24 protein-coding genes, 1 tRNA gene and 1 other RNA gene are annotated in these 26,898 nt (G+C 64.0%); 8 read left to right on the forward strand and 18 right to left on the reverse strand.

The window, feature by feature from the left end; genetic code table 11:
• Positions 1 to 33 precede the first annotated feature (33 nt).
• The 11 genes from nuoI to AC1TQG_RS11225 all read right to left on the reverse strand — a co-directional run bounded on the left by nuoI (position 34) and on the right by AC1TQG_RS11225 (position 12,213).
• On the reverse strand, positions 34 to 615 hold the full coding sequence (nuoI, locus tag AC1TQG_RS11175) for an NADH-quinone oxidoreductase subunit NuoI (protein WP_482136972.1): 582 nt from the start codon (positions 613 to 615) through the stop codon (positions 34 to 36).
• Positions 560 to 1,798, reverse strand: coding sequence for an NADH-quinone oxidoreductase subunit NuoH (gene nuoH, locus AC1TQG_RS11180; protein ID WP_482136973.1), 1,239 nt, complete (start codon positions 1,796 to 1,798; stop codon positions 560 to 562). The genes nuoI and nuoH overlap by 56 nt, the downstream gene beginning before the upstream one ends.
• Positions 1,795 to 4,200 carry an NADH-quinone oxidoreductase subunit G gene (locus tag AC1TQG_RS11185; RefSeq protein WP_482136974.1) on the reverse strand — a complete coding sequence of 802 codons (2,406 nt, stop codon included), beginning with the start codon at positions 4,198 to 4,200 and terminating at the stop codon, positions 1,795 to 1,797. The genes nuoH and AC1TQG_RS11185 overlap by 4 nt, the downstream gene beginning before the upstream one ends.
• On the reverse strand, positions 4,197 to 5,522 hold the full coding sequence (nuoF, locus tag AC1TQG_RS11190) for an NADH-quinone oxidoreductase subunit NuoF (RefSeq protein ID WP_482136975.1): 1,326 nt from the start codon (positions 5,520 to 5,522) through the stop codon (positions 4,197 to 4,199). The genes AC1TQG_RS11185 and nuoF overlap by 4 nt, the downstream gene beginning before the upstream one ends.
• Before the next feature lies 1 nt (position 5,523).
• On the reverse strand, positions 5,524 to 6,357 hold the full coding sequence (nuoE, locus tag AC1TQG_RS11195; RefSeq protein ID WP_482136976.1) for an NADH-quinone oxidoreductase subunit NuoE: 834 nt from the start codon (positions 6,355 to 6,357) through the stop codon (positions 5,524 to 5,526).
• Complete coding sequence (gene nuoD, locus AC1TQG_RS11200) at positions 6,354 to 7,637, reverse strand: NADH dehydrogenase (quinone) subunit D (protein ID WP_482136977.1); 1,284 nt, start codon at positions 7,635 to 7,637, stop codon at positions 6,354 to 6,356. The genes nuoE and nuoD overlap by 4 nt, the downstream gene beginning before the upstream one ends.
• Positions 7,637 to 8,332, reverse strand: coding sequence for an NADH-quinone oxidoreductase subunit C (locus tag AC1TQG_RS11205; RefSeq protein ID WP_482136978.1), 696 nt, complete (start codon positions 8,330 to 8,332; stop codon positions 7,637 to 7,639). Before AC1TQG_RS11205 ends, nuoD begins: the two co-directional genes overlap by 1 nt.
• Entirely contained in the window at positions 8,329 to 8,883 is a 555-nt protein-coding gene (locus AC1TQG_RS11210; protein WP_482136979.1) for a NuoB/complex I 20 kDa subunit family protein, read from the reverse strand. Before AC1TQG_RS11210 ends, AC1TQG_RS11205 begins: the two co-directional genes overlap by 4 nt.
• A 42-nt stretch (positions 8,884 to 8,925) precedes the next feature.
• Positions 8,926 to 9,321, reverse strand: a complete 396-nt coding sequence (locus tag AC1TQG_RS11215) for an NADH-quinone oxidoreductase subunit A (RefSeq protein WP_482136980.1) — start codon at positions 9,319 to 9,321, stop codon at positions 8,926 to 8,928.
• Positions 9,322 to 9,592: 271 nt separating this feature from the next.
• Positions 9,593 to 10,012 carry a hypothetical protein gene (locus tag AC1TQG_RS11220; RefSeq protein ID WP_482136981.1) on the reverse strand — a complete coding sequence of 140 codons (420 nt, stop codon included), beginning with the start codon at positions 10,010 to 10,012 and terminating at the stop codon, positions 9,593 to 9,595.
• A gap of 38 nt (positions 10,013 to 10,050) precedes the next feature.
• The gene (locus tag AC1TQG_RS11225; protein ID WP_482136982.1) at positions 10,051 to 12,213 is read right to left on the reverse strand and encodes an MMPL family transporter; all 2,163 of its coding nucleotides are present in this window, start codon (positions 12,211 to 12,213) and stop codon (positions 10,051 to 10,053) included.
• Between the two features lie 208 nt (positions 12,214 to 12,421).
• Here AC1TQG_RS11225 and AC1TQG_RS11230 point away from each other — a divergent pair, with 208 nt between their 5' ends.
• Positions 12,422 to 13,231: a crotonase/enoyl-CoA hydratase family protein gene (locus AC1TQG_RS11230; protein WP_482136983.1), complete on the forward strand. Its 810-nt coding sequence runs from the start codon at positions 12,422 to 12,424 to the stop codon at positions 13,229 to 13,231.
• 27 nt (positions 13,232 to 13,258) lie between these two features.
• Here the strand turns inward: AC1TQG_RS11230 and AC1TQG_RS11235 are convergent, their stop codons facing one another.
• The 4 genes from AC1TQG_RS11235 to AC1TQG_RS11250 form a co-directional block, all read right to left on the reverse strand.
• Positions 13,259 to 14,425 (reverse strand): thiolase family protein, encoded by a 1,167-nt coding sequence (locus AC1TQG_RS11235; RefSeq protein WP_482136984.1) that lies wholly within the window; start codon positions 14,423 to 14,425, stop codon positions 13,259 to 13,261.
• Positions 14,426 to 14,476: 51 nt separating this feature from the next.
• Positions 14,477 to 15,634 carry an acyl-CoA dehydrogenase family protein gene (locus AC1TQG_RS11240; RefSeq protein ID WP_482136985.1) on the reverse strand — a complete coding sequence of 386 codons (1,158 nt, stop codon included), beginning with the start codon at positions 15,632 to 15,634 and terminating at the stop codon, positions 14,477 to 14,479.
• 106 nt (positions 15,635 to 15,740) lie between these two features.
• On the reverse strand, positions 15,741 to 16,187 hold the full coding sequence (locus AC1TQG_RS11245) for a hypothetical protein (protein WP_482136986.1): 447 nt from the start codon (positions 16,185 to 16,187) through the stop codon (positions 15,741 to 15,743).
• Positions 16,188 to 16,324: 137 nt separating this feature from the next.
• A complete protein-coding gene (locus AC1TQG_RS11250) occupies positions 16,325 to 16,828 on the reverse strand; it encodes a hypothetical protein (protein WP_482136987.1) in 504 nt (167 codons plus the stop codon).
• Positions 16,829 to 16,999: 171 nt separating this feature from the next.
• Between AC1TQG_RS11250 and AC1TQG_RS11255 the strand changes: the two genes are divergently transcribed.
• The 3 genes from AC1TQG_RS11255 to tgt all read left to right on the forward strand — a co-directional run bounded on the left by AC1TQG_RS11255 (position 17,000) and on the right by tgt (position 21,346).
• The gene (locus AC1TQG_RS11255) at positions 17,000 to 17,623 is read left to right on the forward strand and encodes a TetR/AcrR family transcriptional regulator (RefSeq protein WP_482136988.1); all 624 of its coding nucleotides are present in this window, start codon (positions 17,000 to 17,002) and stop codon (positions 17,621 to 17,623) included.
• A 47-nt stretch (positions 17,624 to 17,670) separates the two neighbouring features.
• Entirely contained in the window at positions 17,671 to 20,016 is a 2,346-nt protein-coding gene (locus AC1TQG_RS11260; protein WP_482136989.1) for an MMPL family transporter, read from the forward strand.
• A gap of 67 nt (positions 20,017 to 20,083) precedes the next feature.
• Positions 20,084 to 21,346, forward strand: coding sequence for a tRNA guanosine(34) transglycosylase Tgt (gene tgt / locus AC1TQG_RS11265; protein ID WP_482136990.1), 1,263 nt, complete (start codon positions 20,084 to 20,086; stop codon positions 21,344 to 21,346).
• On the opposite strand, the gene AC1TQG_RS11270 is transcribed toward tgt, so the two are convergent.
• Positions 21,347 to 21,997 carry an RDD family protein gene (locus tag AC1TQG_RS11270; protein ID WP_482136991.1) on the reverse strand — a complete coding sequence of 217 codons (651 nt, stop codon included), beginning with the start codon at positions 21,995 to 21,997 and terminating at the stop codon, positions 21,347 to 21,349.
• Positions 21,998 to 22,132: 135 nt separating this feature from the next.
• Positions 22,133 to 23,050: a tRNA glutamyl-Q(34) synthetase GluQRS gene (gene gluQRS, locus AC1TQG_RS11275; protein ID WP_482136992.1), complete on the reverse strand. Its 918-nt coding sequence runs from the start codon at positions 23,048 to 23,050 to the stop codon at positions 22,133 to 22,135.
• A 33-nt stretch (positions 23,051 to 23,083) separates the two neighbouring features.
• On the opposite strand from gluQRS, the gene AC1TQG_RS11280 reads away from it, so the two are divergent.
• Complete coding sequence (locus tag AC1TQG_RS11280; protein WP_482136993.1) at positions 23,084 to 24,124, forward strand: ATP-dependent DNA ligase; 1,041 nt, start codon at positions 23,084 to 23,086, stop codon at positions 24,122 to 24,124.
• On the forward strand, positions 24,121 to 25,155 hold the full coding sequence (locus AC1TQG_RS11285) for a DNA polymerase domain-containing protein (RefSeq protein WP_482137329.1): 1,035 nt from the start codon (positions 24,121 to 24,123) through the stop codon (positions 25,153 to 25,155). The genes AC1TQG_RS11280 and AC1TQG_RS11285 overlap by 4 nt, the downstream gene beginning before the upstream one ends.
• A gap of 89 nt (positions 25,156 to 25,244) precedes the next feature.
• On the opposite strand, the gene AC1TQG_RS11290 is transcribed toward AC1TQG_RS11285, so the two are convergent.
• Positions 25,245 to 25,333: transfer RNA gene (locus tag AC1TQG_RS11290), tRNA-Ser, on the reverse strand.
• A 93-nt stretch (positions 25,334 to 25,426) separates the two neighbouring features.
• On the opposite strand from AC1TQG_RS11290, the gene ffs reads away from it, so the two are divergent.
• Positions 25,427 to 25,523, forward strand: an RNA gene (ffs, locus tag AC1TQG_RS11295) — signal recognition particle sRNA small type.
• A gap of 82 nt (positions 25,524 to 25,605) precedes the next feature.
• Complete coding sequence (locus AC1TQG_RS11300; RefSeq protein WP_482136994.1) at positions 25,606 to 26,886, forward strand: aspartate aminotransferase type Ic; 1,281 nt, start codon at positions 25,606 to 25,608, stop codon at positions 26,884 to 26,886.
• Positions 26,887 to 26,898 lie beyond the last annotated feature (12 nt).

Raw genomic sequence — 26,898 nt, forward strand, 5'->3', positions numbered from 1 at the left:
TGCGATTCTCCTTCGGGTCTCATCGGCGGGGCGTCACCGGGGCGTGCTCGGCGGCATCACCTCACCGATGACGTTGCCGCGGTAGTAGTCCTCGTCGGTGCTCCCGGGTGCCATCGCGTGGGGCGGTGGCGTCATACCGTCGGCGAGTGGGGCGAGCAGTTGGTCTTTGCCGTAGATCAGGTCGGCCCGGTTGTCGTCGGCCATCTCGTAGAAGTTGGTCATCGTCAGAGCGCGTGTCGGGCAGGCCTCGACGCACAACCCGCAGCCGATGCACCGCAGGTAATTGATCTGGTAGACAACGCCATAACGTTCGCCCGGTGAGTAACGGTCGTCTTCGGTGTTGTCGGCGCCCTCGACGTAGATCGCATCGGCCGGGCAGGCCCAGGCGCACAATTCGCAGCCGATGCACTTCTCCAGTCCGTCGGCGTACCGGTTGAGTTGGTGGCGCCCGTGATATCGGGCGGCCGTGGGATTCTTCACCTCGGGGTAGAGCTCGGTGTTGTTCTTCTTGAACATCGACAGGAAGGTCACACCGAAACCGGCCAGGGGCTCGAGTGGGTTACGCATCGCTGCTCTCCTTGATCGGTGGGACCGGGAATCCGCCCGCCATGGCATCGAACGGTTCTATACGTTCGACGAGTTCGGGTTCGGCGCGACGGCGGTCGCGCATGCCTCGGAAGACTCTCCACAGGACCGCGATCAGGGCCAGTGCGACAACCACCCCGGCCACGCTGATGACGGCGGTGGCGCTGCTGTATCCCTCGTTGCGGAGCGCGCGGACCGTGGCGACGACCATCACCCAGGCCAGGGAGACCGGGATGAGGATCTTCCAGCCCAGCGCCATGAACTGGTCATAGCGCAGCCGCGGCAGGGTGGCGCGCAGCCAGATGAAGAAGAACAGGAATCCCCAGACCTTGGCCACAAACCAGATCAACGGGAACCATCCCGAGTTGGCGCCATCCCAGATCGAAATCGGCCAGGGTGCATGCCATCCGCCGAAGAACAGGGTTGCCGCCAGCGCCGACACGGTGGCCATGTTGATGTATTCGGCGAGCATGAACATCGCAAAACGCAGCGACGAATACTCGGTGTGGAAGCCGCCGACGAGTTCACCCTCGGCCTCCGGGAGATCAAAAGGCGCACGGTTGGTCTCACCGACCATCGAGATCACGTAGACCACAAACGAGGGCAGCAGCAGAAATACGTACCAGGTGCCGTCCTGCGCCGCGACGATGCCCGAGGTCGACATGGTCCCGGCGTCGAGGAAGACCGCGGCGAAGGTCAGGCCCATGGCGATCTCGTAGGAGATCACCTGCGCACTCGACCGCAGGCCGCCGAGGAGGGGATAGGTCGATCCGGACGACCAGCCGGCGAGCACGATCCCGTAGACCCCCACCGACGTGACCGCGAGGATGTACAGGACGGCCACCGACAGGTCGGTCAGCTGCAGTGGTGTCTGATGCCCGAAGATCGATACCTCGGGACCGAACGGGATGACCGCATACGCCATGATGGCCGGTACCACCGAGATGATCGGTGCGAGTAGATAAATGGGCTTGTCGACCCCGGCCGGGATGATCCCTTCCTTGAGTGCGAGTTTCACCCCGTCCGCCAGGCTTTGGAGCAAACCCATCGGACCCACCCGGTTCGGACCGACGCGGGTCTGCATCCAGGCCATCACCCTGCGCTCGGCGAGTATGCCGATCAGGACGGTCAGCAGCAGGAAGACGAAGATCGCCAGGGCCTTGATGACGATCAGCCACCACGCGTCGTGGCCGAAGGCGGACAGGTCGGTCATGAGCGTTCCACCCTGGCTGCCGGAGTGATCTGGACGGACTGTCCCACAGCCGGTCCCAGGGTCGAATAGACCGAGCTGCCCGGGGAGTTCAGTGGCAACCACACGACACGATCGGGCAGGTCGGTGATCTCCAGCGGCAGCGTGATGGAACCGCGCTCGGTGCTCACCGTGACCAATTCGTCGTCATGAAGGCCGTTTTCGGCAGCGGTGGCCGCCGACAGCCGCACCACCGGACGCCGAGCGGTGCCTGCCAGGTGCGGTTCACCGTCCTGCAGGCGCCCAGAGTCCAGCAACATTCGCCAGCCGGCCAGTACCGCTCGTCCCGGTGAGGTCTCGGGTACGCAGGCAGATGCTGTTGCAGAGTGTGTTTCGAAGGCGCCGTCCCAGGCCCCGAGCCGACCGAGTTCGTCGCGTGAACTGGCCGCGTCGGGAAGGTCGATGTCCCGGCCCATCTGGCGGGCGATCGCATCGAGGACTCGCTGATCGGGCATCGCGCCGTCACTGGGCAGGGCGGCTTCGAACGAGCGTGGACGTCCCTCCCAGTCCACGAACGTGCCACTCTTGCGAACCACGGGCGATACCGGGAACACGACGTCTGCGTGGTCGGTGACGTCGCTTTCCCGCATCTCGAGGCTCACCACAAACGGTGCGGCGACAAGCGCGGCCAGCGCCGCGTCGGGATCGGGCAGATCGGCGAGCTCCACACCGCCGACCACCAGCGCCTCGACATCCCCTGCTGCGACGGCCGAAAGGATTTCGGCGGTTTCGAGCCCCGGCGTAGGTGGCAACTCGGTACCCCAGATCTGGCGCACCTGGGCGCGTGCGATCCGGTCACGGACCGGTCGGCCACCGGGCAGGAGGTTACCGATCGCGCCGACCTCGAGTGCTCCCCGTTCACCCGCCCGTCGCGGTACCCAGCCGATCGATGCCCCGGTGGCGTCGGCGAGTGCGCCCACGGCGGTCAACGCTCCCGGAACCTGGGCCAGCCGCTCGCCGACCAGGATGACCGCGCCCGGCTCACGAAGTAGGTCGGAGCCCTGAAGTTGCTCCAGCGCAGCAGGTTCGCCGCCGGGCGCGACCTTGACCAGGCCGCCCGACATCTTCCTCAGGCCATTGCCGGCAAAGGGCGCGATCGAGATCACGGTCAGTCCACGTTTGCGGACCGCCTTGCGCAGGCGGAGGAAGATGATCGGCGATTCTTCTTCTGGTTCGAATCCCGCGAGCAGAACGGTCGGCGCCTTCTCGAGATCGGAATAGGTCAGGGCCATCGGGCGGCCGGCGATCCGGGAAGCCAGGAAGGACGCCTCTTCGGCCGAATGCGCCCGGCTTCGGAAGTCGACGTTGTTGGTGCCCAAAGCCGCTCGGGCGAACTTCGCGTACGCGTAGGCGTCCTCCGCGGTGACCCGGCCACCGACCAGTACCCCGGTGCGGGTACCTGCCGACTTCAGACCGGCCGCGGCAAGGGCAACAGCCTGCGGCCAGGATGCGGCAACCAGATTGCCCTCGGCGTCTCGGATCAGCGGCGTGGTGATCCGGTCCCGCGACGTCTCGTAGGTGAAGGCCCATCGACCCTTGTCGCAATTCCACTCTTCGTTGACCTCGGGGTCGTCGCCTGCCAGCCGTCGCAGCACCTTGCCCCGCCGGTGATCGGTGCGTTGCGCGCAGCCATCGGCGCAGTGCTCGCACACACTGGGGCTGGACACCAGATCAAAAGGGCGGGCCCGGAATCGGTATGCCGCCCCGGTCAGTGCGCCGACCGGGCAGATCTGCACGGTGTTACCGGAGAAATACGATTCGAAGGGCGCATCTTCGGCGATCCCGACCTGTTGCTGGGCGCCACGTTCGAGGAAGTCGATGAACCGGTCACCGGCAACCTGATCCGAGAACCGGGTGCAGCGCGCACACAGCACGCAACGTTCGCGATCGAGAAGGACCTCCGATGACAACGGAATCGGTTTGGGGAACGTACGTTTGACGCCCTCGAACCGGGACTCGGCCGCCCCGCTGGACATGGCCTGGTTCTGCAGGGGGCACTCACCACCCTTGTCGCAGACCGGGCAATCGAGGGGATGGTTGATCAGCAGCAGCTCCATGACGCCGCGCTGCGCCTTTTCCGCAGCCGGGGATGTCAGTTGCGTCCGGACCACCATCCCGTCCGAGACCGTGGTGGTGCACGAGGCCAGGGGTTTACGTTGGCCCTCGACCTCGACAAGGCATTGTCGGCAGGCGCCCACCGGATCGAGGAGCGGGTGGTCACAGAATCGGGGGATCTGCACGCCGATCAGCTCCGCGGCGCGGATGACCAACGTGCCCTTGGGAACTTTGAGTTCGGTGCCGTCGATGGTGATCGCGACCAGATCGGTCGCGGCCGACCCCGGGGCCGAATTATTGGTCAGGGTCATGGGGCACCTACCTGGTCGAACAGCGTGGAGCCGGCCGGTTCGAACAGCGTGGACCTGGCCGGATCGAAAGGACATCGGCCACCGTGGACGTGTTCGATGTACTCGTCGCGGAAGTACTTGAGGGAGGACATGATCGGGCTGGCCGCACCATCGCCGAGAGCGCAGAACGATTTTCCGAGGATGCTGTCGGAGATGTCGAGGAGCTTCTCCAGATCAGCGGCGGTGCCGGTGCCGTTCTCCAGGTCACGCAGAATCTGGACCAGCCAATACGTGCCCTCGCGGCACGGCGTGCACTTTCCGCAGGATTCGTGGGCGTAGAACTCGGTCCAACGCAGTACCGCTCGGACCACGCAGGTGGTGTCGTCGAAGACCTGTAATGCCTTGGTACCCAGCATCGAACCGGCCGCGCCGACGCCTTCGTAATCGAGGGCGACGTCGAGGTGCTCGGCGGTGAAGAGGGGCGTCGAAGAACCGCCAGGTGTCCAGAACTTGAGTTGGTGGCCGGCCCGGACGCCGCCCGCGTAGTCGAGCAGTTCACGCAGGGTGATGCCCAGTGGGGCCTCGTACTGGCCAGGGGTGGTGACGTGGCCGGACAGCGAGTACAGGGTGAAACCGGGCGACTTCTCTGTGCCCATGCTCTGGAACCAATCGTTGCCGCGCAGGATGATCGGCGGAACGCTGGCGATCGACTCGACATTGTTCACAACGGTGGGGCTGGCGTAGAGACCGGCAACCGCCGGAAACGGGGGACGCAGACGAGGCTGGCCGCGTCGGCCTTCGAGGGAGTCGAGCAGTGCGGTTTCCTCACCGCAGATGTACGCTCCGGCCCCGGCGTGGACCACCAGTTCCAGGTCGAATCCGGACCCGAGGATATCGCTGCCGAGGAGTCCGGCGTCATATGCCTCGGCGACCGCGGTCTGTAGGCGCCGCAACACCGGAATCACTTCGCCTCGAACGTAGATGAACGCGTGCGAGGCCCGAATCGCATACGCCGCGATGATGATGCCCTCGATCAACACATGGGGTGTGGCCAGCAGCAGGGGTATGTCTTTGCAGGTTCCGGGTTCGGATTCGTCGGCGTTGACCACGAGGTAGTGCGGTTTGCCGTCCCCCTGGGGGATGAACGACCACTTCATCCCGGTCGGGAATCCGGCGCCCCCGCGTCCGCGCAGGCCCGAGGCCTTCACCGTCGCGATGAGCTCGTCGGGGTCCATCGCCAGGGCTTTGCTCAGTGCCTCATAGCCCTCGTGGCGACGGTAGGCGTCGAGGGTCCAGGAACGGGGCTCGTCCCAGTAACGGGACAGCACTGGTGTCAAAGGCATCTCAGCTCGCCTTTCCGGGAGACACGTCTGCAGACGGTGCCGGTGCAGGCTTGTCGGCCGTCGACTCCGCGGCCGCCTGTTGGTCGTCGGGGCCTGCGACGTCGTCAGAAGCCGTGGCCTCCTCCGGAGCCTGCATGTCGCGTTCTTTGGCGATGCGATGCCCGGCCAGCGTCGGAGCACCCGGTTCGGCCGCATCCGAGGACCCCTCGCGAGGGTCGGCGAACCCGGCCAGAATCCGGGCGGTTTCGCGGAAGGTGCACAGTTGGGCACCGCGACTGGGTGTCACCGGATCACCCCGGCGCAGTGCGTCCACCAGGTCGCGACCGGATCCGGGTGTTTGATTGTCGAAGAACTCCCAGTTCACCATCACCACCGGCGCGTAGTCGCAGGCCGCGTTGCATTCGATGTGTTCCAGCGTGATCGAGCCGTCGGGAGTGGTCTGGCCGACCTCCACTCCGAGGTGTTCGTGCAGATCGGCCAGGATCTGATCACCGCCCATCACGGCGCACAACGTGTTGGTGCAGACCCCGACGAGGTAGTCGCCGGTCTCTTCGCGCCGATACATCGAGTAGAAGGTGGACACCGCCGTGACCTCGGCGGGTGTGAGACCGAGTTGGTCTGCGCAGAAACCGATTCCGGCCGGTGTGATGTATCCGTCCACGCTCTGCACGAGATGGAGCAACGGAAGCAGAGCCGACCGCGCGCTGGGATACCTGGCGATGATCTGTATCGCGTCACCGGTCAGGCGAGCGGCCACATCGTCCGGGTATCGCCGGGATTCGGCGGCCACTTCGCGCGGTGTACCGAAGTCGATGAAGACCGGTTCGGCGCTCATCGGTCCACACCCCCCATCACGGGGTCGATCCCGGCCACGGCGGCGATCACGTCGGAGATCATCCCGCCCTCGCACATCGCGGCCACCGCTTGGAGATTCGTGAACGACGGATCCCGGAAGTGAACCCGATAGGGACGGGTGCCACCGTCGGAAACCATGTGGACGCCGAGTTCGCCGCGCGGAGATTCGACCGGGATATAGACCTGCCCCGGTGGGATCCGCATCCCTTCGGTGACGAGTTTGAAGTGGTGGATCAGACCTTCCATGGACGATCCCATGATCTCGGAGATGTGTTTCGGGGAGTTCCCAAGACCGTCGTCCCCGACGGTGAGCTCGGCTGGCCAAGCAATTTTCTTGTCCTCCACCATGATCGGTCCGGGACGAAGCCGGTCGAGACACTGCTCGACGATCTTGAGTGACTCCTTCATCTCCTTGACCCGGATCTGGTAGCGGCCGTACGAGTCGCAGGCGGTATCGGTGATGACGTCGAAGTCGTAGTTCTCGTAGCCGCAGTACGGAGAGGACCGACGCAGATCATGGGCCAGTCCCGTGGCCCGCAAGATCGGTCCGGTGACACCCAGCGCCATGCATCCGGTGAGGTCGAGATAGCCGACGCCTCGGGTTCGGGCCTTCCAGATGTAGTTCTCGCTCAACAGATCTTCCATGTCGCGCAGGCGCCCGGGTAGCACGCGGAGCACCTCGCGGACTTTCTCGACGGCCCCGTCGGGTAGGTCCTGGGAGAGTCCGCCGGGCCGGATATAGGCGTGGTTCATCCGCAGACCGGTGATCATCTCGAAGACGTCGAGGATCAATTCCCGTTCCCGGAATCCGAAGAGCATTGCGGTCACCGCGCCGAGTTCCATGCCGCCGGTCGCGAGCGCCACCAGATGGGACGAGACCCGGTTGAGTTCCATCAGCATCACCCGAATGACGTTGACCCGCTCTGGGATCGCGTCGGTGATATCGAGAAGCTTCTCGACCCCGAGGCAGTAGGCCGTCTCGTTGAAGAACGGGGCCAGATAGTCCATCCGGGTGACAAACGTGACGCCCTGGGTCCAGTTGCGGAATTCGAGGTTCTTCTCGATGCCCGTGTGCAGGTAGCCGATACCGCAGCGGGCTTCGATCACGGTTTCGCCTTCGAGCACGAGGATCAGACGCAGCACCCCATGGGTCGACGGATGCTGCGGTCCCATGTTGACGACGATCCGCTCCTCGCCCGCGCCGGTGGCGGCGCTGACAACCTCGTCCCAATCCTGTCCGGTCGCGTTGTACGTGGTCATCAGTTATACGACCTCCGCTGGTCGGGCGGTGCGATGCGAGCACCCTTGAACTCGACCGGGATACCTCCGAGTGGATAGTCCTTGCGTTGCGGATGGCCCTCCCAGTCGTCAGGCATCTGGATCCTGGTCAACGCCGGATGGCCGTCGAACACGATCCCGAAGAAGTCGTAGGTTTCCCGTTCATGCCAGTCGCACGTCGGATAGATCGCATACAGGGACGGGATGTGCGGATCCGCGTCCGGCGCAGCCACTTCCATACGGATGCGGCGGTTGTGGGTGATCGACAACAGCGGATAGACGGCATGGAGTTCGCGATCGGTCTCGTCGGGGTAGTGCACACCGCTGACACCGAGACACAGTTCGAACCTCAGACCGGGCTCGTCGCGGAGCGCACCGGCAATTGCCGGTAGATGTTCGCGGCGCACGTGGATGGTCAGTTCGTCGCGGAACACCACGACCTTCTCGATGGCCTCGTCGGCATCGGGTCCTCCCCGTGCGGCCAGAGCCCGGCCGAGTTGGTCGACAACGTCGTCGAAGTAGCCCCCGTATGGCCGGGATGTGCGCTCGGGCATGAAGATCGGGCTGACCAGACGGCCGTACCCGGAGGTGTCACCACTGCCACTCGCGCCGAACAGGCCGCGACGGGTGCCGATCACCTCGCGTCCGGAGTCCTTCTCTGGTGTCGGGGGAGTCATCGCAGCAACCCCTTCATCTCGATGGTCGGGGTGGCCGACAGCGCGGCCTGTTCGGCTGCGCGGATCGCTTCGTCGCGATTGACACCGAGCGGCATCTCCTGGATCTTCTCGTGCAGCTTGAGGATTGCGTGCAGCAGCATCTCGGGCCGCGGGGGACACCCGGGTAGGTAGATGTCGACAGGGACAACATGGTCGACGCCCTGGACGATGGCGTAGTTGTTGAACATTCCGCCCGATGATGCACAAACACCCATGGCAAGAACCCATTTCGGCTCCGCCATCTGGTCGTAGATCTGGCGGAGAACCGGCGCCATCTTCTGACTGACCCGGCCTGCGACGATCATCAGGTCGGCTTGGCGGGGCGAGGCGCGGAAGGCCTCCATCCCGAAGCGGGCGATGTCGAAACGTCCACCGCTGGTGGCCATCATCTCGATGGCGCAGCAGGCCAAACCGAATGTGGCCGGCCACAGTGAGCCCTTACGCATGTACCCGGCCAGGCCCTCGACCGTGCTCAGCAGGAATCCGCTGGGGAGCTTTTCTTCAAGACCCATGATGGACACTCTCTTTCGGGCAGCGTGCTCGGTTCGAGCCGATCAGTCCCAACTCAGTCCGCCGCGCCTCCATTCGTAGGCGTACGCCACCGAGACATTGAAGATGAACAGCGCCATCGCAATCAGGCCGAACACGCCGAGCGAGTCGAAGTAGACCGCCCACGGATACAGGAACACGATCTCGATGTCGAAGATGATGAACAGCATTGCGGTCAGGTAGTACTTCACCGGGATGCGCTGCCTGGTAACACTTCCCGAATCGATGTCGGTTCCCAAGCCGCCCAGTGGATTTGGGATCGGTTCGATGCCGCACTCGTACGCCTCCAGTTTGGCGCGATTGTATCGGCGGGGGCCGACGACACCCGCGAGAACAGCTGACCCGACCGCGAATGCCACTGCGATCAGGCCGAGTACAAATATCGGCACATACAGGTTCACGTGTGCGTGTTGCTCCTTCCCAGCGAGTGGTTGCGGAGTGGGCGGCGACGCTCGGACAGGGCCGATTCGCAAGGTCGATGTTCGTGCTCGGATCACCCAGGGGACCGTGTGTGATCTGAAACACACACTACCGTCGGCCGGGTCTGCGGCGACACCGTTACGGGCTGGGACGGCCGTGCTGATTTGTAATCGCAGTTATCTGGATCGCTCATAAAAAGCCCGGACAGCGAGAACTGTGGAAACGGGAACGATGAGAGGTCAAAAGATGGGTCTACGGGCGCGAACGCAGTACCGCAACCACGGCTTTCGTGAGCGCAAAGGGGTCGATCGGGCGGGAAACCACGGCCTCGGCCTGCGACCACGACGCCAGCCATCGATCTTCCGCACGGCCGGTGAGCAAGATGATCGGCGGGCAGTCGACGATCTCGTCTTTCAGCTGCCGCGCGATACCCATCCCGCCTGCCGGAGCCGCCTCTCCGTCGAGGATCACCAGGTCGATGCTCCCGGCGTCCATCTCGCGGATCACACCGGGGCCGGTGGCCACCTCCACGTAGAGGAAGGGGTCGAGGCCGTCGGGCGGGAAGTCGCCGAGGGCAGCGATGATCTGCCTGCGGGTGCTCGCGTCGTCGCTGTAGACGAGGACACGTTTGGCGTCCAGGCGATTGTTGGTGCGTACCGGTGTTTCGGTCACGGGGCCGATGCTACTCGTCGGGGAGCCCGTGGATTTGGTCAATGAACAATAGGTTCCGGCGACTTCGGTCCGTCGCCTCCGGGGCCGGGTGTATCTGCATCCGCGTCGGCCGCAGGCGGTTTGGATCGTTTCGTCGGCCACCAGAATGCGCTCCTCTGCAACACCGAGAGTCCGGGGACCAATATCGGCGCCATCACCAGAGAGGCCAGCAGTACACCGATTGCCACGCCGGTCCCGAGTTCTCTCAGATTGTCCAGCCCGGTGAGGATCAGTGAGGCGAAGGTCAACGCGAGGATGGTGCCGGCTGCGGCGGCCGTGGGTCCGCTGCCCGCGATGGCGATCCTGGCGGCCTCGGCAGGTCGATGGCCGTTCAAGAACTCTTCTCGGATGCGCTCGCTCAGCAGGATGTTGTAATCGGTCCCGATGGCCACCACGAACAGATAGAGGACGATCGGGGTGGTGAAGTCGATCCCGTCGAGTCCGGCGGCGAACAAGAAGACGATGACAACCGCTCCGAGGGTGGCACCGAACGTGAGACCCACGCAGACAAGCAGGTTGAGTGGTGCGAGCACGGATAGCAGCAGCAACCCGAGAATGAGGCCCACGATCACCACGGCCACCGGGAACACCCGTTTGCTATCCGAATCGAGTTGCGAGCGGACGTCCGCGAGTGTCGCCGACTCGCCCCCGACGAGCACATCGGCATCGGGGATCGAGCTCTGGGCGGCCTTGTTGAGTGGACCTTTGACGAGATCGAGTGCCCCGGATGTATAGGGTCCGTCGACCAGGATGACATCCATCACCGCTGCCGTGCCGTCCGTACTGATTCTGGGTTCCGACACCGATGCCACACCGGGGACCTTGCTGAGATTGCTGCTGAGCGTGGCCAAGTCGTCTTGTGGAACCGGCCCTTCGGTCTCGACGTACACCTGAGTGGGGCTGAGTGCGCCTTGGGGGAAAGATGCGGAGAGGGTGTCGTAGGCCTCGAGAGACGGAGTATCAGAAGGCATTTCGTTGAGCGTGTCGTACGTCGATTTGTATGACGGCGCGAAAATCGTCAACACGATCAGCCCGGCGGCGACGATCACCACCACAATTGCCGGGCGGTGTCCGACAAATCGACTGATGGGACCATAGGGCGACCGCTTCGACTCGGTGCCCGGACCCAGCGGCCAGAACAGGTACTTGCCCAGCAGGGCGCAGAGTGCGGGTATCAATGTCAGGGCTGTCATCAGCATGAGCGCCACGGCGATGATCAGCCCGGGTGCAAGCGAATTCAACAAGCCGAGCCTGGCCAGGAACAGGGCGGCGAACGCGCCGATCACGGTGATGGCGGATGAGGCGACCACCCGTCCGATCACCCTGGTGGACTGGAGTAGTGCGTCATGGTGGTTGGCGCCCTGCCGCAGATGTTCCCGATATCGGAAGAGCAGGAACACGATGTAGTCGGTACCAACTCCGAAGAGAACCACCAGCAATATGGCATCGAGGGTGTTGGGAACCTTGAAGTCGAACAGATCGGCGGCAAAGGCGGTCACGCCGCGAACCGCAAGGTAGACGATGCCGATCACGACGATGGGTACCACCGCGATGATCGGGCTGCGGAAGACCAGGCCCAGGGTGAGCACGATGACGATGACGGTCGCGATGGTGATGATGTTCTCGGCATTGTCGTATGCCGAGTCGGTGTCGACCAGGATCGAGGCGTTGCCCGTCAGGCCGGCCCGAAGGCCGGTGCCATCGAGTGCCTTACGGGCGGCTTCGCGCACCTTTGGCACCGCGTCATCGACGTTGTCGGCGCCTGCCTGGCCGGCAAAGGACACTTGCAGGACGGCCACTTTTCCATCCGGCGAGAAGGACTCTTCGCTGCCGGTGACCGCGGTGACGCCCGGAATCTTCTCGTTCTGCAACGTGGCGGCGAGTCCGAGGGCGGTCTGCTGATCCGTGGTCGACAGTGGCGCACCATCGGTCCGTGAGATCACCAGCGTGCCGGTGGCGCCTGCGGAGGCGGGAAAGTATTCGTCGGCAAGTTCTTGCGCCTTCACCGACTGGAACGATTTGGGAAGGAAATCCTGATTGTTACCGCTGGTGTGGTCCCCAAGGCTGGGCGAGAACACGATAATGAGCAATGCGATGACGGCCCAACCCGCGATGACTCGCCACGGGTGACCGACAACGACGCGTGCGATGAATGCAAACATTCGAATCCTGTTCGCTGACAACGTGTCTGTGTTCTAGGACGGTCGTTTGTTGCCGCCTGTAGGGACGACCCGCCGCGCGGTGCGACGTCGCATCAGAGCTGGCCAATTTTAACGCGATTGCAATTGGCAAGTGTGCTAACCGGATATTCGGCTGCACGCGGATAGGCACGAGGAAAGGGGAATATCGCCTCGTGGATAGGATCGCGTGATGACTGCCGAAAACGATGTCGTACTTGCCCGGACCGAGGGACATGTCACCACTTGGACGCTGAACCTGCCAGAGAGCCGCAACCCGATCTCCGGGGATGAGGTGGTTGACCGGATGGTCGAGTTGGTGCAGATCGCGAACACCGATCCGCAGACACGCGTGGTGATCCTCACCGGTGCGGGCAGCGCGTTCTCGGCGGGCGGCAATGTCAAGGACATGGTCGATCGCAACGGCATGTTCGGCGGAAAGCCGCACCAGATCTTTCAGGGGTACCGGCGTGGGATCCAGCGTCTGGCACGCGCGGTGTACACGTGCGAGGTGCCGATCATCGCGGCTGTCAACGGCCCGGCGGTTGGCGCGGGTTGCGACCTGACGCTGATGTGCGACATGCGCGTCGCCTCCACGAAGGCATTCTTCGCGGAGAGTTTCGTCAAGCTCGGAATCATCCCGGGTGACGGTGGCGCGTGGCTGTTGCCGCGGGCCGTCGGCGCCGCGCGGGCCGCCGAGATGGCGTTCACCGGCGATCGCGTCGATGCCGCGACCGCGTTGGACTGGGGGTTGGTCTCGCGGGTCGTCGAGCCCGAGGATCTGCTGGCCACCGCCCGGGAACTCGCCGAGCGGGTCGCCGTGAACCCGCCGCATGCGCTGCGGGCCACGAAGCGGCTACTGCGCGAATCGGGCAGGCAGGACTTCGACGGATTCCTGGAACTGTCCGCGGCCCTTCAGGCCCTGTCGCATCCGACCGAGGATCATCGGGAAGCTCTGGCTGCCTTCAACGAACGTCGCGTGGGGGACTTCACCGGAGAATGACCCCCACGCGCAAGGGATGTGGGCGGCTCAGACCAATTCGATGATGGTCGCGTTGGCCATGCCGCCACCCTCGCACATCGACTGCAGACCGAACTGAATCCCGTTGTCGCGCATGCGGTGGATCATGGTCGTCATCAGGCGCGCGCCCGATCCGCCGAGCGGATGGCCCAGCGCCATCGCGCCACCTTCGGGATTGAGCAGCTTGTAGTCGGCACCCGTGGCACGCAGCCATCCGAGTGATACCGAGGCGAAGGCCTCGTTGATCTCGAAGGTCCCGATGTCGTTGATCGACATCCCGGCGCGCGCCAAAACCTTTGCCGTGGCCGGGATCGGGCCCTTGAGCATGGTGATCGGATCAGCGCCGACCACGGCCACCGAATGCACGCGTGCCAGCGGCGTCCAACCATTGGCCGCCGCGATCTCGCTGGTGGTCACCAAAAGTGCCGCTGACCCATCGGAGATCTGCGAGGCATTACCCGCCGATACGACGCCGTCTTCCTTGAACGGGGTCTTGAGCGCACCGAGCTTTTCGAGCGTGCCGCCACGGCGGACACCTTCGTCGGTGGTCACCATCGTGGTGGCCCCGTCGTCACCCGTCACCGTGATCGGTGCGATCTGGTCGGTGAAACGGCCATCGTCGATGGCGGTGGCCGCGCGCTCGTGTGAGTCGAGGGCGTGCTGGTCGAGATCGGTACGGCTGAGCCCGAATTCGTCGGCGATCATCTCCGCGCCGATGCCCTGATTGAACGCGAAGTTGTCATACCGTGCGCGGACCATCGGGCCGTACGGCTCACCGTGGAGTCCACCGGCACGCGTGGCCCCCATGACAACCCGCGACATCGATTCGACGCCACCGGCGACGGCGATGTCGTAGTGGCCGGCGACGACACCGGCCGCCGCGAGGTGAACGGCCTGCTGCGACGAGCCGCACTGGCGGTCGACGGTGAAGCCGGGAACCTCTTCGGGCCATCCGGCAGCCAGCAGCGCGTACCGGCCGATACACGCGGCCTGCTCGCCGACCTGCGAGACACAACCCCAGATCACGTCGTCGACGGTGGCGGGGTCGAGGTTGTTGCGGGCCGCCAGGGCTTGGAGAACCTGGGCCGACAGGTCGACCGGATGGACTCCGGCCAGTCCGCCGTTCCTTTTGCCCACCGGGCTGCGGACGGCATCGACGATCACTGCATCACGCATCTGCGCTTGTCTCCTGAGTTGAGGGTGTTCTTGATGGATGAACGAAGTTGGCTAGATACCAAGGGATTTCGCAATGATGGTCTTCATGACCTCGCTGGTTCCGCCGTAGATGCGCGAGACACGGGTGTCGGCGTAGAGGCGGGCGATAGGGTACTCGGTGACGTATCCGTAGCCGCCGTGCAGCTGCAGGCACTTGTCGATGACCCGGCCGGCGCCCTCGGTGCAGAAGAGCTTGGCTTTCGCGGCGTCGGGCACGCTGAGTTGTCGCTGGTCGTGCAATTCGAGTGCATGGTCGGCCATCAAAACGATGGCATCGACGTCGGTGGCGCACTCGGCCAGAACGAACTTGGAGTTCTGGAACGACGCCAACGGCTTACCGAAGATGGTGCGTTCCTTGACGTAGTTGATGCCGTGTTGCAGGGCTGCCTGGGCGGAGGCCGAAGCCTGCAGCGCGATGGTCAGGCGCTCTTGGGCGAGATTATGGGTGAGGTAGTTGAAGCCCTCGCCCTCCTCACCGAGGCGATCGGTGACCGGCACCCGGACGTTGTCGAATGACAGCTCGGCGGTGTCGGAGGCCTTCAGTCCGATTTTCTCGAGCTTGCGGCCAACCGAGAAACCTTCGGACGTGGTGTCGACACACAGGATGGTCAGCCCGGACCGCCGGTTCTCCGAGGTGCTGGACGCGGTACGGCAGACGACCAGGATGAGGTCGGCGAGTGCGCCGCCGGTGATGAAGGTCTTGGAACCGCTCAGGGTGTAGTACTCGCCGTCCTCGGACAGCTTGGCAGTGGTGGCGATGTTGGCCAGGTCAGATCCGGTCCCCGGCTCGGTCATCGCGATGGCGGTCATGATCTCGCCGGAGATGAAACCGGGAAGCCAGCGCTTCTTCTGCTCCTCGGTCGCGTATTCGACCAGGTACGGCAGGATCAGGTTGGAGTGCACCGAGTATGAGCCGAACGTGACGCCGGCGCGGGCTGCCTCCTCGGTGACGATCGCGGTGAACTTGAAAGAGTCCGAGCCGCCGCCACCGAACTCCTCGGGGGCCTCGATGCCAAGGATGCCCAGCTCACCGAGTCGGTTGTAGAACTCCCGGGGTGGATGACCCTGCACCTCCCACTCGTGGTGCACCGGAACGACCTCGCGATTGATGAAATCGCGAATCACCTTGCGAAAAGCTTCATGCTCTTCGTTGAACACTGTCCGAAGCACGGTGCCTCCATCCCCAGATGCCTGTGCTCCGGGAGATCCGAGCGCACACAGCGGCGAATTCGAACATAGAGCACCTGGGGATGGAGCGATAGGGCTAAGTGAACGGTCAGCCCAGCGGGATCTGCATGGTCCCGTCGTTGAAGCAACCGGTCAGCGTCTGGAAGTCACCCGCGAAGCCGGGGCCATCTGTGCAGGTAACACGGTTGACTCCGTCAACGGTGACCTGGCCACCGGGGCCGGCGATACCGATCGCGAGACCCGGATTCACGCCTTCCATGTTTACCTCTGCTCCTGGACCGATGGCGATGGCGGCAGGTCCGGCGAAGTTGTCTCCGGTTACATAGGCCTTACCACCGTCAAGCGTGATGGCCAGGGTCAATCCGGTCGGCCCGGAAGCGGCCGTGCAGTCCTCGGCTGTGGCTGATTGCCCAGGTAGGGCCGGACAGATGGACACCGGAGCGGCGGATGCCCCCGGTGCCGCGGCAAACGCCAATGCCGCGCTACCTGCGACAGCGGCGAGAACACCTGTGGTCGTGCGCGCAATTCGATTCATGGAAATACTCCTCATCTTGTGCGTTCTGGCGGGCACAGGGGCTTCGTGACCACACCAGATGTAGATGGGTTTCCAAAAATATTGGATTTCTAAACTGCTTCGAAGTGGACGCCAGGTGAAGGTGGAGTCGCCGTGGGCTATTCGATCGAAAATGAGATGGTGTCAGCACCACTGGTGCAGCTGGAAAGCACTCCGCGGGTTTGTGAGGGGCCGCAGTCCCATCCCTGGACCTGCTGGGGTTTGCCGGTCGCGATCATGGGTGCGTATTCCTCGGCGATCGGCATCGCCACGGCGCAGTCGATCGAGCTGCCTTCGAGGATGATGACGTGCAACGCCCCGTCCGGCCCGTTCACGGTGTCGCAACGGGCGCCATCGACGTCGGGCAGCAGTTTCGATTCCGGGATCGAGGTTGCCGGCGGCAACGACGGGCCCGGAACGGCGGGCGCGTTCGAGTTCTGAACGGCCGCACTGCCGGTCGCAGGCGGGATCGCAGCCGAGGTCTCGGTGGCAACCGCTTGTGCCGACGACGATGCCGAGTCATCAGATTGTGCCGAATCGTCGTCGGAGCAGGCGGTCAGCGCCATCGCCATACCTCCGGCAACAATCGTGGCCCCGAGGAGTTTGGAGATCGCTACGCGCATGCCGCCAACCGTAGCGAACCGTTGGTGATTGCTCGCCGAAAGCCGCAAGAGGCCTCCAACTTCCGCGGTCGGTGACGGGGGTCACCAATGCTCCCGGCGTGTGACCTATTCATCAATTTTGCACCCCGCAGAAAATTTGCAGGGCACTGCAATTTCCGTACGGTGGGTTGCATGGAGCAAATGGGACTTCGTGAAACCAAGAAGGCCGCCACGCGGCTCGCCTTGGCGACCGCGGTGCTCCGTCATGCCGCTGAAGGTGGTTTGGAGTCGGTTTCAGTCGACACCGTGGCGGCTGAGGTCGGCGTCTCGGCGCGGACCTTTCACAACTACTTCACCGGCAAAGAGGATGCGCTCATCTACTTTGTCGGCGTTGTCCTCGGCCGGATGGCCGACCACATCGAATCCCGACCGGCTGACGAATCCCTTTGGGATGCAGTCGAATACGGATTGACTGAGATTGCCTGCGACACGGATGCGGTACCGGGCCAGTTCGCCACGCTGATCCGACTGCTCGAGACCGAGCCGACCTTGGTCGCGCACAAGGAGCACAGCGACATGACCGATGTGCAGAAGGAACGGTTCACCGAGGTCGTCTCCGCGCGCGGCCCGACAACTGCGCTTGGGCTTTTCGAACGGCTCGTCTTCACCAACGCACTCTGCACTCTGCGCGTGGCTCTGGAGATGTGGACCGACGGAACCGCTCCGCACGACGATCTGCGGCAGTTCCTCGGTGAGGCGTTCGCGGTGACCAAGGCCGGTTTTTCCGGACCGGCGCCGGGCCCCACCCAACCCTGACCCCAAAACCTCCTGAACGAAAATCCCGATGGAAGGAAGCCCCGCACGTGGCTACATATCTTTACCGGATAGGCAGATGGGCCTATCTGAACAAATTCAAGATGGTGGCGATCTGGCTGCTGGTGCTTGTCGGGATGGGCGTGGCCGCCGCGACCCTGTCGAAGCCGACCTCGGAGAGTTTCACCATTCCCGGTGTCTCTTCGGTCGAGGCCCAGGACAAGATGGTCGAGGCCTTCCCGGAGAAGCCGAAATTCTCTGAGAACATCGCGATCAGCTACGTGGTGCAGGCACCCGACGGTGCCAAACTGACCGACCCGCAGTATCAGGCCGCCATCAACACGATGGTCGATCAGATGAAGCAGTTCGACGGGGTCAAGGCGCCTGAGTCGATCGCGAATCCGTTCGACACCTACGGAACGCAGCAGAACCCGGGTTCGGGTCGCGATGCGGTGGTGCAGTTCAACGAGCAGACCTTTGGTACCTCGCCGGAGGAGGCGCAGGCCGACGCGCAGGTCACCTCGCCGATCAATGCCGACGCCACGATGGTCCAGTTGGGCGCCGCGTTTGATGTCGAGGCAGCAGCCGACGTCAGTGAAACCGCCCAGACCCAGATGGATGAGATTGCCGACCAGGCTCGTGCCAGTGGTCTGACCGTCGAGATGTCAGGCACCGCATTGCCCCAGGCGGCAATGGGTATGACGTCCGAGCTGATCGGTGTCGCCGTGGGTGCCATCGTGATGATCCTGACCTTCGCATCGCTGGTGGCGTGGGGCATGCCTCTGATCACCGCGATCATCGGTGTGGGCATCGGCATGATGGGCGTCACCGCAGCGACGTTCTTCTTCGACCTGAGCTCCGAGACCCCGATCTTGGCCACGATGATCGGCCTGGCGGTGGGTATCGACTACGCACTGTTCATTCTGTCGCGGTACCGGCATGAAGTGCATCGGTCCAAGACCCGCGCCGAAGCTGCCGGTAAAGCTGTCGGCACGGCCGGTTCGGCAGTGGTGTTCGCCGGTGCCACCGTGTTCATCGCCCTGGCGGCTCTGTTCATCGTCAACATCCCGTTCCTGACAGCCATGGGTCTGGCCGCGGCAGGCACCGTCCTGGTTGCCGTTCTCGTCGCGTTGACCCTGCTGCCCGCCATCCTCGGCATCTTCGGCGAGAAGGTGTTCGGCGCACGCATCAAGTCGCTCAACCCGCCGGATGTGACACCGCACGACCCGGCTCGCCGCCACAACGGTCAGCGCTGGATCAATCAGGTCGTCCGGCGCCCGGCTGTCTTCGCCATCGGTGGCATCGTGCTGCTGGCGCTGATCACGATCCCGATGACCGGACTCAAACTAGGGTTGCCGAACGATGGCAACGGTGATCCGAGCACCACACAGCGCCAGGCCTACGACATGGTCTCCGAAGGCTTCGGGCCGGGCGTGAACAATCCGTTTGTGGTGGTCGTCGACGGCAGCGGTGTCGAGGGTGAATCGCAGCGGATCGAGGCTTTCGACGGTCTGGTCGACCAGATCCGCGGGGTAGACGATGTCTCGGCTGCCGTGATCAGCCCCGGAGACATCAGCAGCAACACCGAAACCGCCATCATCTCGGTGATCCCGGACAGTGCTGCCGGAGACGACGCAACCACGGACCTGGTCAAGGAACTGCGCGGGATGGAATCCGGGGTTACCGACAGCGCCGGGCTGACCTACGGCGTCACCGGCCAGACCGCCATCGAGATCGACGTCTCCGACAAGCTCTCGTCGGCGCTCGTCCCGTATCTGATCGTGGTCGTGGGCTTGGCGTTCATCTTGCTGATGATCGTCTTCAGGTCGATCCTGGTGCCGTTGACCGCCGCGTTGGGCTTCCTTCTCAGCATCGGTGCCACTTTCGGTGCCACGGTGGCGATCTTCACCAACGGTGACCTGGGGCTGGTGGGCAATCCGCAACCGCTGGTCAGCTTCTTGCCGATCATCCTGATCGGCATCGTGTTCGGCCTGGCGATGGACTATCAGGTGTTCCTGGTCAGTCGTATGCGGGAGGCCTACGTGCACGGGAAGTCTGCCAAGGACTCCATCGTCGACGGCTTCAGTCACAGCGCCCGGGTGGTGGCTGCGGCAGCCGCGATCATGATCTCGGTGTTTGCCGCATTCATGTTGCAAGACATGGTCTTCATCAAGGCGATGGGTTTCGCGCTGGCCGCAGCGGTCTTCTTCGATGCCTTTGTCATCCGCATGACCGTGATCCCGGCAGTGCTCGCACTACTCGGTGACAAGGCATGGTCGCTGCCGAAGTGGCTGGACAAGATCCTGCCCGACGTCGACATCGAAGGCGAAAAGCTGAACAAGACGCTGGCTGCCGAGGAGGCGGCCCGCGAGTCGGATGCCGAGGTGAAGATCTGACCCGCGTCAGATCCCGGCGCAGGCGTCTGTTTTGCCGGGCAGGGTCACCGGCTGCGAGGATGCAGCGGTGAGCGATATCGACGAAGGCCCCGACCGTACTTTCACGGTCGGGGCCACCCTGCCCGGCACCCTCGGCCGCACCGGTGTGATCAGCACCCCACACGGGGACATCCAGACGCCGGCTTTTGTTCCGGTAGGCACCAAAGCGACCGTCAAAACGGTTGTGCCGGAAGCCGTCCGTGACCTCGGTGCGCAGGCGGTTCTCGCGAACGCCTATCACCTGTACCTGCAGCCGGGCCCGGACATCATCGACGAGGCCGGTGGTCTCGGAAAGTTCATGAACTGGCCCGGACCGACATTCACCGACAGCGGTGGTTTCCAGGTCATGTCGCTGGGAGCCGGGTTCAAAAAGGTCATCGCGATGGACCTCACCGGAATGCAGAACGATGACGTCATCGCCGAGGGCAAGGAACGACTGGCCCGCGTCGACGATGACGGTGTGACGTTCAAGTCGCATCTCGATGGTTCGACCCACCGGTTCACGCCGGAGGTCTCGATGCAGATCCAACATCAGCTCGGCGCCGACATCATCTTCGGGTTCGACGAACTCACCACATTGATGAATACCCGCGCCTACCAAGAGACTTCACTCGAGCGGACCCGACTGTGGGCGATTCGCTGTCTGGCCGAACACAATCGGCTCACCTCTGAGCGCAGCCATCGTCCGTTGCAGTCGCTGTGGGGTGTCATCCAGGGCGCGCAGTACGAGGATCTGCGGCGCAAAGCGGCTCGCGACCTGGTGACGATGAGTGAAAAAGATGTCGCAGAAGGCGGTCGCGGTTTTGGTGGCTACGGCATCGGCGGCGCACTCGAGAAGCAGAATCTCGGCACCATCGTCCGGTGGGTCAACGAGGAATTGCCGGTCGACAAGGCCCGGCACCTGCTCGGCATCAGCGAACCCGACGACATCTTCACCGCGATCGAAAGCGGTATCGACACGTTCGACTGCGTCTCGCCGTCCCGCGTGGCACGCAACGGTGCGATCTATTCACTCGATGGTCGCTACAACGTGACCAACAGCCGGTTCCGCCGCGACTTCACGCCGCTGGACCCTGAAATGCATAACTACACAACGCAATACACGCGTGCGTACATTCATCACCTGTTCAAGGCCAAAGAAGGCCTGGCGGCCACACTCTGCACCATTCACAATGAACACTTCATCGTGACGCTGGTGGCGCGGGCGCGCCAGGCCATCATCGACGGCAACTATTTCGAGTTCCGGGACGAGTTCCTCGGCCGGTACTACGCGGGCGCCGCGGCCAAGTGATCAGGCGGTCTTGACGACCGAGGTGCCGCCTGCGAACTTGTCGTGCCACCCCTGATTGCGCGGGTCGCTGTTGATCGTGACGGCGATGGAGACGGCCAGCCCGATCCAGATGAAGCCGAGGAACAGTGGCAGGAAGAACACCGGCAACCAGGCCAGGACGCCGACGAGCATCCAGGCGTTGCGCTTGGTGGATTCATCGATGGTCGGAATTCCGCCCTGCGCACCAACAACTTTGAGCTTCAGTAGCTTTTTGGCAACGGTCGCGCCTTCTTGCTGGGTCTCGAAGTAGACGAAATACGCGAACGCCGCGAAGGACAGCACGAAACCCACGGCCAGTGCGATGAACCACGGGGCCACCCAGAACAGCACCGTGTAGATGATGTTCATCGGAATCGCGACGATGAACCAGTCGATGACCCTGGCGGCCAAGCGGATTCCCACATCGGCCGGTGCTCCGGGGCCGGATGGCGGTCCGGGTTGCGGCCCCGGCTGACCGTACTGGGGACCTGGCCCGCCGGCGGGGCCCGCGGGTTGTCCGTAGGGAGATCCGCCGTTCGACGGTGGCGGGTAGGAACCCGGTTTTTGTAGCGGGGGAGGGTTGGCGCTCGGGCCTGGATACGGCTCGGATCCGGGGTACTGGGGGCCACTCATGGGAACGTCCTCTCGCGGGGTATGCCCCCGTCGGTTGTCGATTTGATGAGTGACCTTAAGCCGGGAGTGTCGGCTGAAACGAGAGCCGAACCGATAGATATCCCGATTGAATGACCGTCGACCAGCGCCTATGCGTCAGCGGCGCAGTAGGTCTGCAGGATCGAGAATCCACGGTTCGGATGGCAGGCTTGCCGGAACGAACCGGGCGAGCATCAGGTCGGCGGAGACCGCCTCGCCGGGATCCGCGAGATTCAACGAGTTCGCGATCAGCGACAGGACACGCTGACTGTCCACGCCGCCGACCTCCAGATCGGCCAGGGTGACGGCGCCGTCGCGTTTGGCCAGCCGTTTGTGCTCGGTGTTCAAGACCATCGGGACATGTGCGTACGAGGGAGGGGTCAGCCCGAGCATTGTTGCCAGATAACTCTGCCGGGGCGCCGAACTCAGTAGGTCGTCGCCGCGGACAACCTGATCGACGGCCTGCGCGTTGTCGTCGATGACCACCGCGAGGTTGTATGCCGGGATCCCGTCGCCGCGGCGCAACACAAAATCGTCGACCGGGCCGGTGAACCGACCTTTGAGCACATCGGACACGGTGAACTCGGTGACGTCGGCGCGCAGTCGGATCGCCGGTCGTCGTCCGGCGTCGAGGTGGGCCTGCTCCGCAGCGGTTGTCAGATTCCGGCAGGTCCCGGGGTACGCGCCCGCGGGGCCGTGCGGCGCCGACGGCGCTTCCAGGATCTCGCGCCGGGTGCAGTAGCAGTTGTAGGTGAGGCCGCGGCTCTGCAGTTCAGCGATCGCCTTGTTGTAGTTGGCGAGCCGCTGGGACTGCCACATGATCGGCGGATCCCAGTCGATGCCGAGTTCGGCGAGGTCAGCGAGTTGCCGTTCCGCGGATCCGGCCGCCACCCGATCGAGGTCTTCCATCCGCATCCGAAATGTCCGGCCGGTGGTTCGGGCAAACATCCAGGCCAACAGCGCCGTTCGAAGATTACCGACGTGCAGGTCACCTGACGGTGACGGCGCGTACCGTCCACCGCCGCGATAGTCCACCCCACGAGCCTACAAGTGGAAGTATGGACCGTCATGGACCTCCCTGTGATGCCGCCGGTGGTGCCGATGCTGGCCAAGGCTGCGGTAAAGATTCCTGACGAACCCGGCGCCGAGGTGTGGTCGCACGAGCCCAAGTGGGACGGATTTCGTGCCATCATCTTCCGTGACGGCGATGAGGTCGTCATCGGGTCGCGCGGTGGCAAAGACCTGGGCCGCTACTTTCCGGAGCTGATCGAGGCGGCCCGAGATGAGTTGCCCGACAAGGTTGTTGTCGACGGCGAGATCGGTGTCCAGGCGGATCTGGGCGGCGTCCGGCGCCTCAGCTGGGATGCGTTGTCGATCCGGATCCACCCCGCCAAGTCCCGCGTGACGATGCTCGCCGAGCAGACCCCGGCGATGTTCATCGGCTTCGATGCGCTGGCGGTGGGGGACCGGGACCTGACGAGCGAGGCGTTCTCGGTCCGTCGGGCGGCGCTGCTCGAGGCGATACCCGGCGCCGGTCGTTGCCGGGTCAGCCGGGTGACCACCGATGCCGAGCTGGCGCGCCAATGGTTCTCCGAGTTCGAGGGCGCCGGCCTCGACGGAGTGGTCAGTAAACGTCTTGATGGCCGCTATGTCCCGGGCAAACGCGAGATGGTCAAGGTCAAACACAAGCGCAGCGCCGACTGCGTGGTGATCGGCTATCGCGTCCACAAGAGTGGAACGGGACTCGGCTCGATGTTGCTCGGCCTGTACGACGAGGGGGAATTGCGGATGGTCGGCGGGGCCGGAGCGTTCTCCGACGCCAAACGGATCGAGTTGCAGCAACTGCTCGAACCGATGCGCCTGGACCCGGACAACGTCGCCGAAGGTGAACCCAGCCGGTGGAAGGAAAAGGGTTCCGCACAATGGTTTCCGATCCGTCCGGAGCTTGTGGTCGAGGTCGGCTATGACCAGATGGAAGGGCAAAGGTTTCGCCACACGGTCCAGTTCGTGCGCTGGCGTCCGGATCGCGAGCCGGGGAGCTGCGGCTACGACCAACTCGAGGTGCCGTTGACCTACGACCTGTTCGACGTACTGGAGGGACGGAACTGATGGCCAGATCACCGGCTGAGGAACTCGATGTCGACGGAACGCCTGTGCGACTGTCGAATCCGGACAAGATCTACTTTCCGCAACTCGGTGAGAACGGTGGCCGCAAACGCGATCTCGTCGGGTACTACCGCGCCGTTGCTCTGCAGGGTGCGCTGTTGACCGCACTACGTGATCGCCCGACGTTCCTGCAGCGCTTCCCCGATGGGATCGAGGGCGAGGAGATCTACCAGAAGCGGGTCGCGGCCAAACGCCCCGAGCACGTGCAGTCGACCTCGATCACGTTCCCGTCGGGGCGTAAGGCCGATGCCATCCGGACAACCAGCGCACCGGACATCGTCTGGGCCGCCAACCTCGGAACGATCACGTTCCATCCATGGCCCACCATCGCACCGGACAACGATCACCCCGATCAGCTTCGCATCGACCTGGACCCGCAACCCGGAACCGATTTCTCGGACGCGCGGCGGGTGGCGATCGACGTACTGCGTCCGCTACTCGATGAGCTGGGGTTGCACGGCTATCCGAAGACCTCGGGTGGTCGCGGTCTGCACGTGTTCGTGCCGATCGAACCGAAATGGGACTTCATCTCGACCCGGCGGGCCGTCATCGCGCTGGCCCGAGAGCTCGAACGCCGCGACAGTTCGGCGATCACCACGTCGTGGTGGAAGGAAGAACGCGGGGAACGGATCTTCGTCGACTTCAACCAGAACGCGCGCGACCGGACCATGGCCGCCGGCTACTCGGCCCGTCGCACCCCGACGGCCACCGTCTCGACACCGGTCACCTGGGATGAGCTCGCTGACGTCGACCCGTTGGACTGCACCATCGCGACTGTCCCAGGTCTGCTCGAGAAGCGCGGTGATCCCATGTCCGGCATCGACTCTCATCGAAGCAGCCTCGAACCACTCCTCGAACTGGTGGCGCGAGATGAACGAGATGGATTGGGGGACATGCCGTATCCGCCGAGCTATCCGAAGATGCCGGGTGAACCCAAACGGGTGCAGCCATCACGCGCCAGGAACGACACCTGACCCATCCGTTTGCCGGGACGGTCGAGGCCCCCTGAAAAGCAAGATCGCCCCGCATGGAAATGCGGGGCGATCTCGATGTTTCGACCTTCTGGCGGAGGATAGGGGATTCGAACCCCTGAGGGCTATTAACCCAACCCGCGTTCCAGGCGAGCGCCATAGGCCACTAGGCGAATCCTCCGTCCGGCAGCTTACCGGCTACAGGCGGACTCACCAAAAACGGGCTGCTCAGTGGGTAAGTTTTCGCTCTCTGCGGTCGGCCCGCTACACTCGTTTCTGGATCCCGCGCGGCGAGCATCCTGTGAACTCCCCCAGGGCCGGAAGGCAGCAAGGGTCAGCGGGCTCTGCCGGGTGCGCGGGGTCCCCTACTTTGTTACCGAGAAGATCCGCTGTTCTGCGCGTACCTCCGCGCAACCACAGTTCCGGGGCGGGGCCGTTCCGGGAAAGGCCGTAGTGAATTTCCACTCGATGAGTGCTGACCAGCTGACCGCCACCCAATCCGAGCTGCGTGCGAAGTATCAAGCGCTCGTCGATGCCGGCCTCAAGTTGGACCTCACCCGAGGCAAGCCGTCCCCCGCGCAACTCGACCTGTCGGCCGAACTGCTGTCACTGCCCGGTGCCGACGACTACCGCGACGGCAACGGAACCGACACCCGCAACTACGGCGGCGTCACCGGTCTGCCCGAGCTGCGCGCGATCTTCGGCGAACTGCTCGGTATCCCCACCGACAATCTCCTGGCAGGCGGCAATGCCAGCCTGGAGATCATGCACGACCTGGTCGTGTTCGGCCTTCTGCACGGCACCCCCGATTCCGCTGAGCCGTGGGGGCACGGCCCGATCAAGTTCCTGTGCCCGTCGCCCGGCTACGACCGTCATTTCGCGATCACCGAGTCCTACGGGATCGAGATGATCACCGTGCCGATGAACGACGACGGTCCCGACGTCGCGTTCTGCGCGGACCTGGTCGCATCGGACCCCCAGATCAAGGGCATGTGGTGCGTGCCGACGTACTCGAACCCGACCGGCGCGACCTACAGCCCCGAGGTCGCCCGCGGCCTGATGTCGATGAAGAGCGCGGCTCCTGACTTCCGCATCATCTGGGACAACGCCTACGCCGTGCACACCCTCGTCGACGAGCCCCCGGCCCCGATCGATGTTCTCGGACTCGCGGCCGCTGCGGGTAACCCGAACCGGCCGTTGGTCCTTGCCTCGACGTCCAAGATCACCTTTGCCGGAGCCGGTGTCTCGTTCTTCGGTTCGTCCGCCGAGAACCTGGCCTGGTACCAGCGCCACGTATCGATCAAGACGATCGGTCCGGACAAGCTGAACCAACTGCGTCACCTTCGCTTCTTCACCGATGCCGATGGCGTCCGGGCCCACATGGCCAAGCATCGTGAGTTGCTGGTGCCGAAGTTCGCGATGGTGTTGCAGATCCTGGAAGAACGGCTCGGCGGCGCCAAGGTCGCGTCCTGGACCGAACCCGAGGGTGGCTACTTCATCAGCCTCGACGTCATCGACGGCACCGCTGCCCGGGTCATCACGCTGGCCAAGGAAGCCGGGATCTCGCTGACGGGTGCCGGCTCGGCGTTCCCGTACAAAAAAGACCCGAACGACCGCAACATCCGCTTGGCCCCGACGTTCCCCGGCCTCGAGGAGCTTCGTGCGGCCATGGACGGCGTGGCGACCTGTGTCCTGCTCGCGTCGGCGGAGCAGTTACTCGAACAGCAGAGCTGACCATGCACGCGT

Source organism: Williamsia sp. Y844, from assembly GCF_056786475.1.

What these genes read in the sequence shown, in the direction of transcription:
- nuoI (WP_482136972.1), bottom strand. Translation starts at nt 615, where the DNA reads ATGCCATGGCGGGCGGATTCCCGGTCCCACCGATCAAGGAGAGCAGCG.
- nuoH (WP_482136973.1), bottom strand. Translation starts at nt 1,798, where the DNA reads ATGACCGACCTGTCCGCCTTCGGCCACGACGCGTGGTGGCTGATCGTC.
- AC1TQG_RS11185 (WP_482136974.1), bottom strand. Translation starts at nt 4,200, where the DNA reads ATGACCCTGACCAATAATTCGGCCCCGGGGTCGGCCGCGACCGATCTG.
- nuoF (WP_482136975.1), bottom strand. Translation starts at nt 5,522, where the DNA reads ATGCCTTTGACACCAGTGCTGTCCCGTTACTGGGACGAGCCCCGTTCC.
- nuoE (WP_482136976.1), bottom strand. Translation starts at nt 6,357, where the DNA reads ATGAGCGCCGAACCGGTCTTCATCGACTTCGGTACACCGCGCGAAGTG.
- nuoD (WP_482136977.1), bottom strand. Translation starts at nt 7,637, where the DNA reads ATGACCACGTACAACGCGACCGGACAGGATTGGGACGAGGTTGTCAGC.
- AC1TQG_RS11205 (WP_482136978.1), bottom strand. Translation starts at nt 8,332, where the DNA reads ATGACTCCCCCGACACCAGAGAAGGACTCCGGACGCGAGGTGATCGGC.
- AC1TQG_RS11210 (WP_482136979.1), bottom strand. Translation starts at nt 8,883, where the DNA reads ATGGGTCTTGAAGAAAAGCTCCCCAGCGGATTCCTGCTGAGCACGGTC.
- AC1TQG_RS11225 (WP_482136982.1), bottom strand. Translation starts at nt 12,213, where the DNA reads ATGTTTGCATTCATCGCACGCGTCGTTGTCGGTCACCCGTGGCGAGTC.
- AC1TQG_RS11230 (WP_482136983.1), top strand. Translation starts at nt 12,422, where the DNA reads ATGACTGCCGAAAACGATGTCGTACTTGCCCGGACCGAGGGACATGTC.
- AC1TQG_RS11235 (WP_482136984.1), bottom strand. Translation starts at nt 14,425, where the DNA reads ATGCGTGATGCAGTGATCGTCGATGCCGTCCGCAGCCCGGTGGGCAAA.
- AC1TQG_RS11245 (WP_482136986.1), bottom strand. Translation starts at nt 16,187, where the DNA reads ATGAATCGAATTGCGCGCACGACCACAGGTGTTCTCGCCGCTGTCGCA.
- AC1TQG_RS11250 (WP_482136987.1), bottom strand. Translation starts at nt 16,828, where the DNA reads ATGCGCGTAGCGATCTCCAAACTCCTCGGGGCCACGATTGTTGCCGGA.
- AC1TQG_RS11255 (WP_482136988.1), top strand. Translation starts at nt 17,000, where the DNA reads ATGGAGCAAATGGGACTTCGTGAAACCAAGAAGGCCGCCACGCGGCTC.
- AC1TQG_RS11270 (WP_482136991.1), bottom strand. Translation starts at nt 21,997, where the DNA reads ATGAGTGGCCCCCAGTACCCCGGATCCGAGCCGTATCCAGGCCCGAGC.
- AC1TQG_RS11280 (WP_482136993.1), top strand. Translation starts at nt 23,084, where the DNA reads ATGGACCTCCCTGTGATGCCGCCGGTGGTGCCGATGCTGGCCAAGGCT.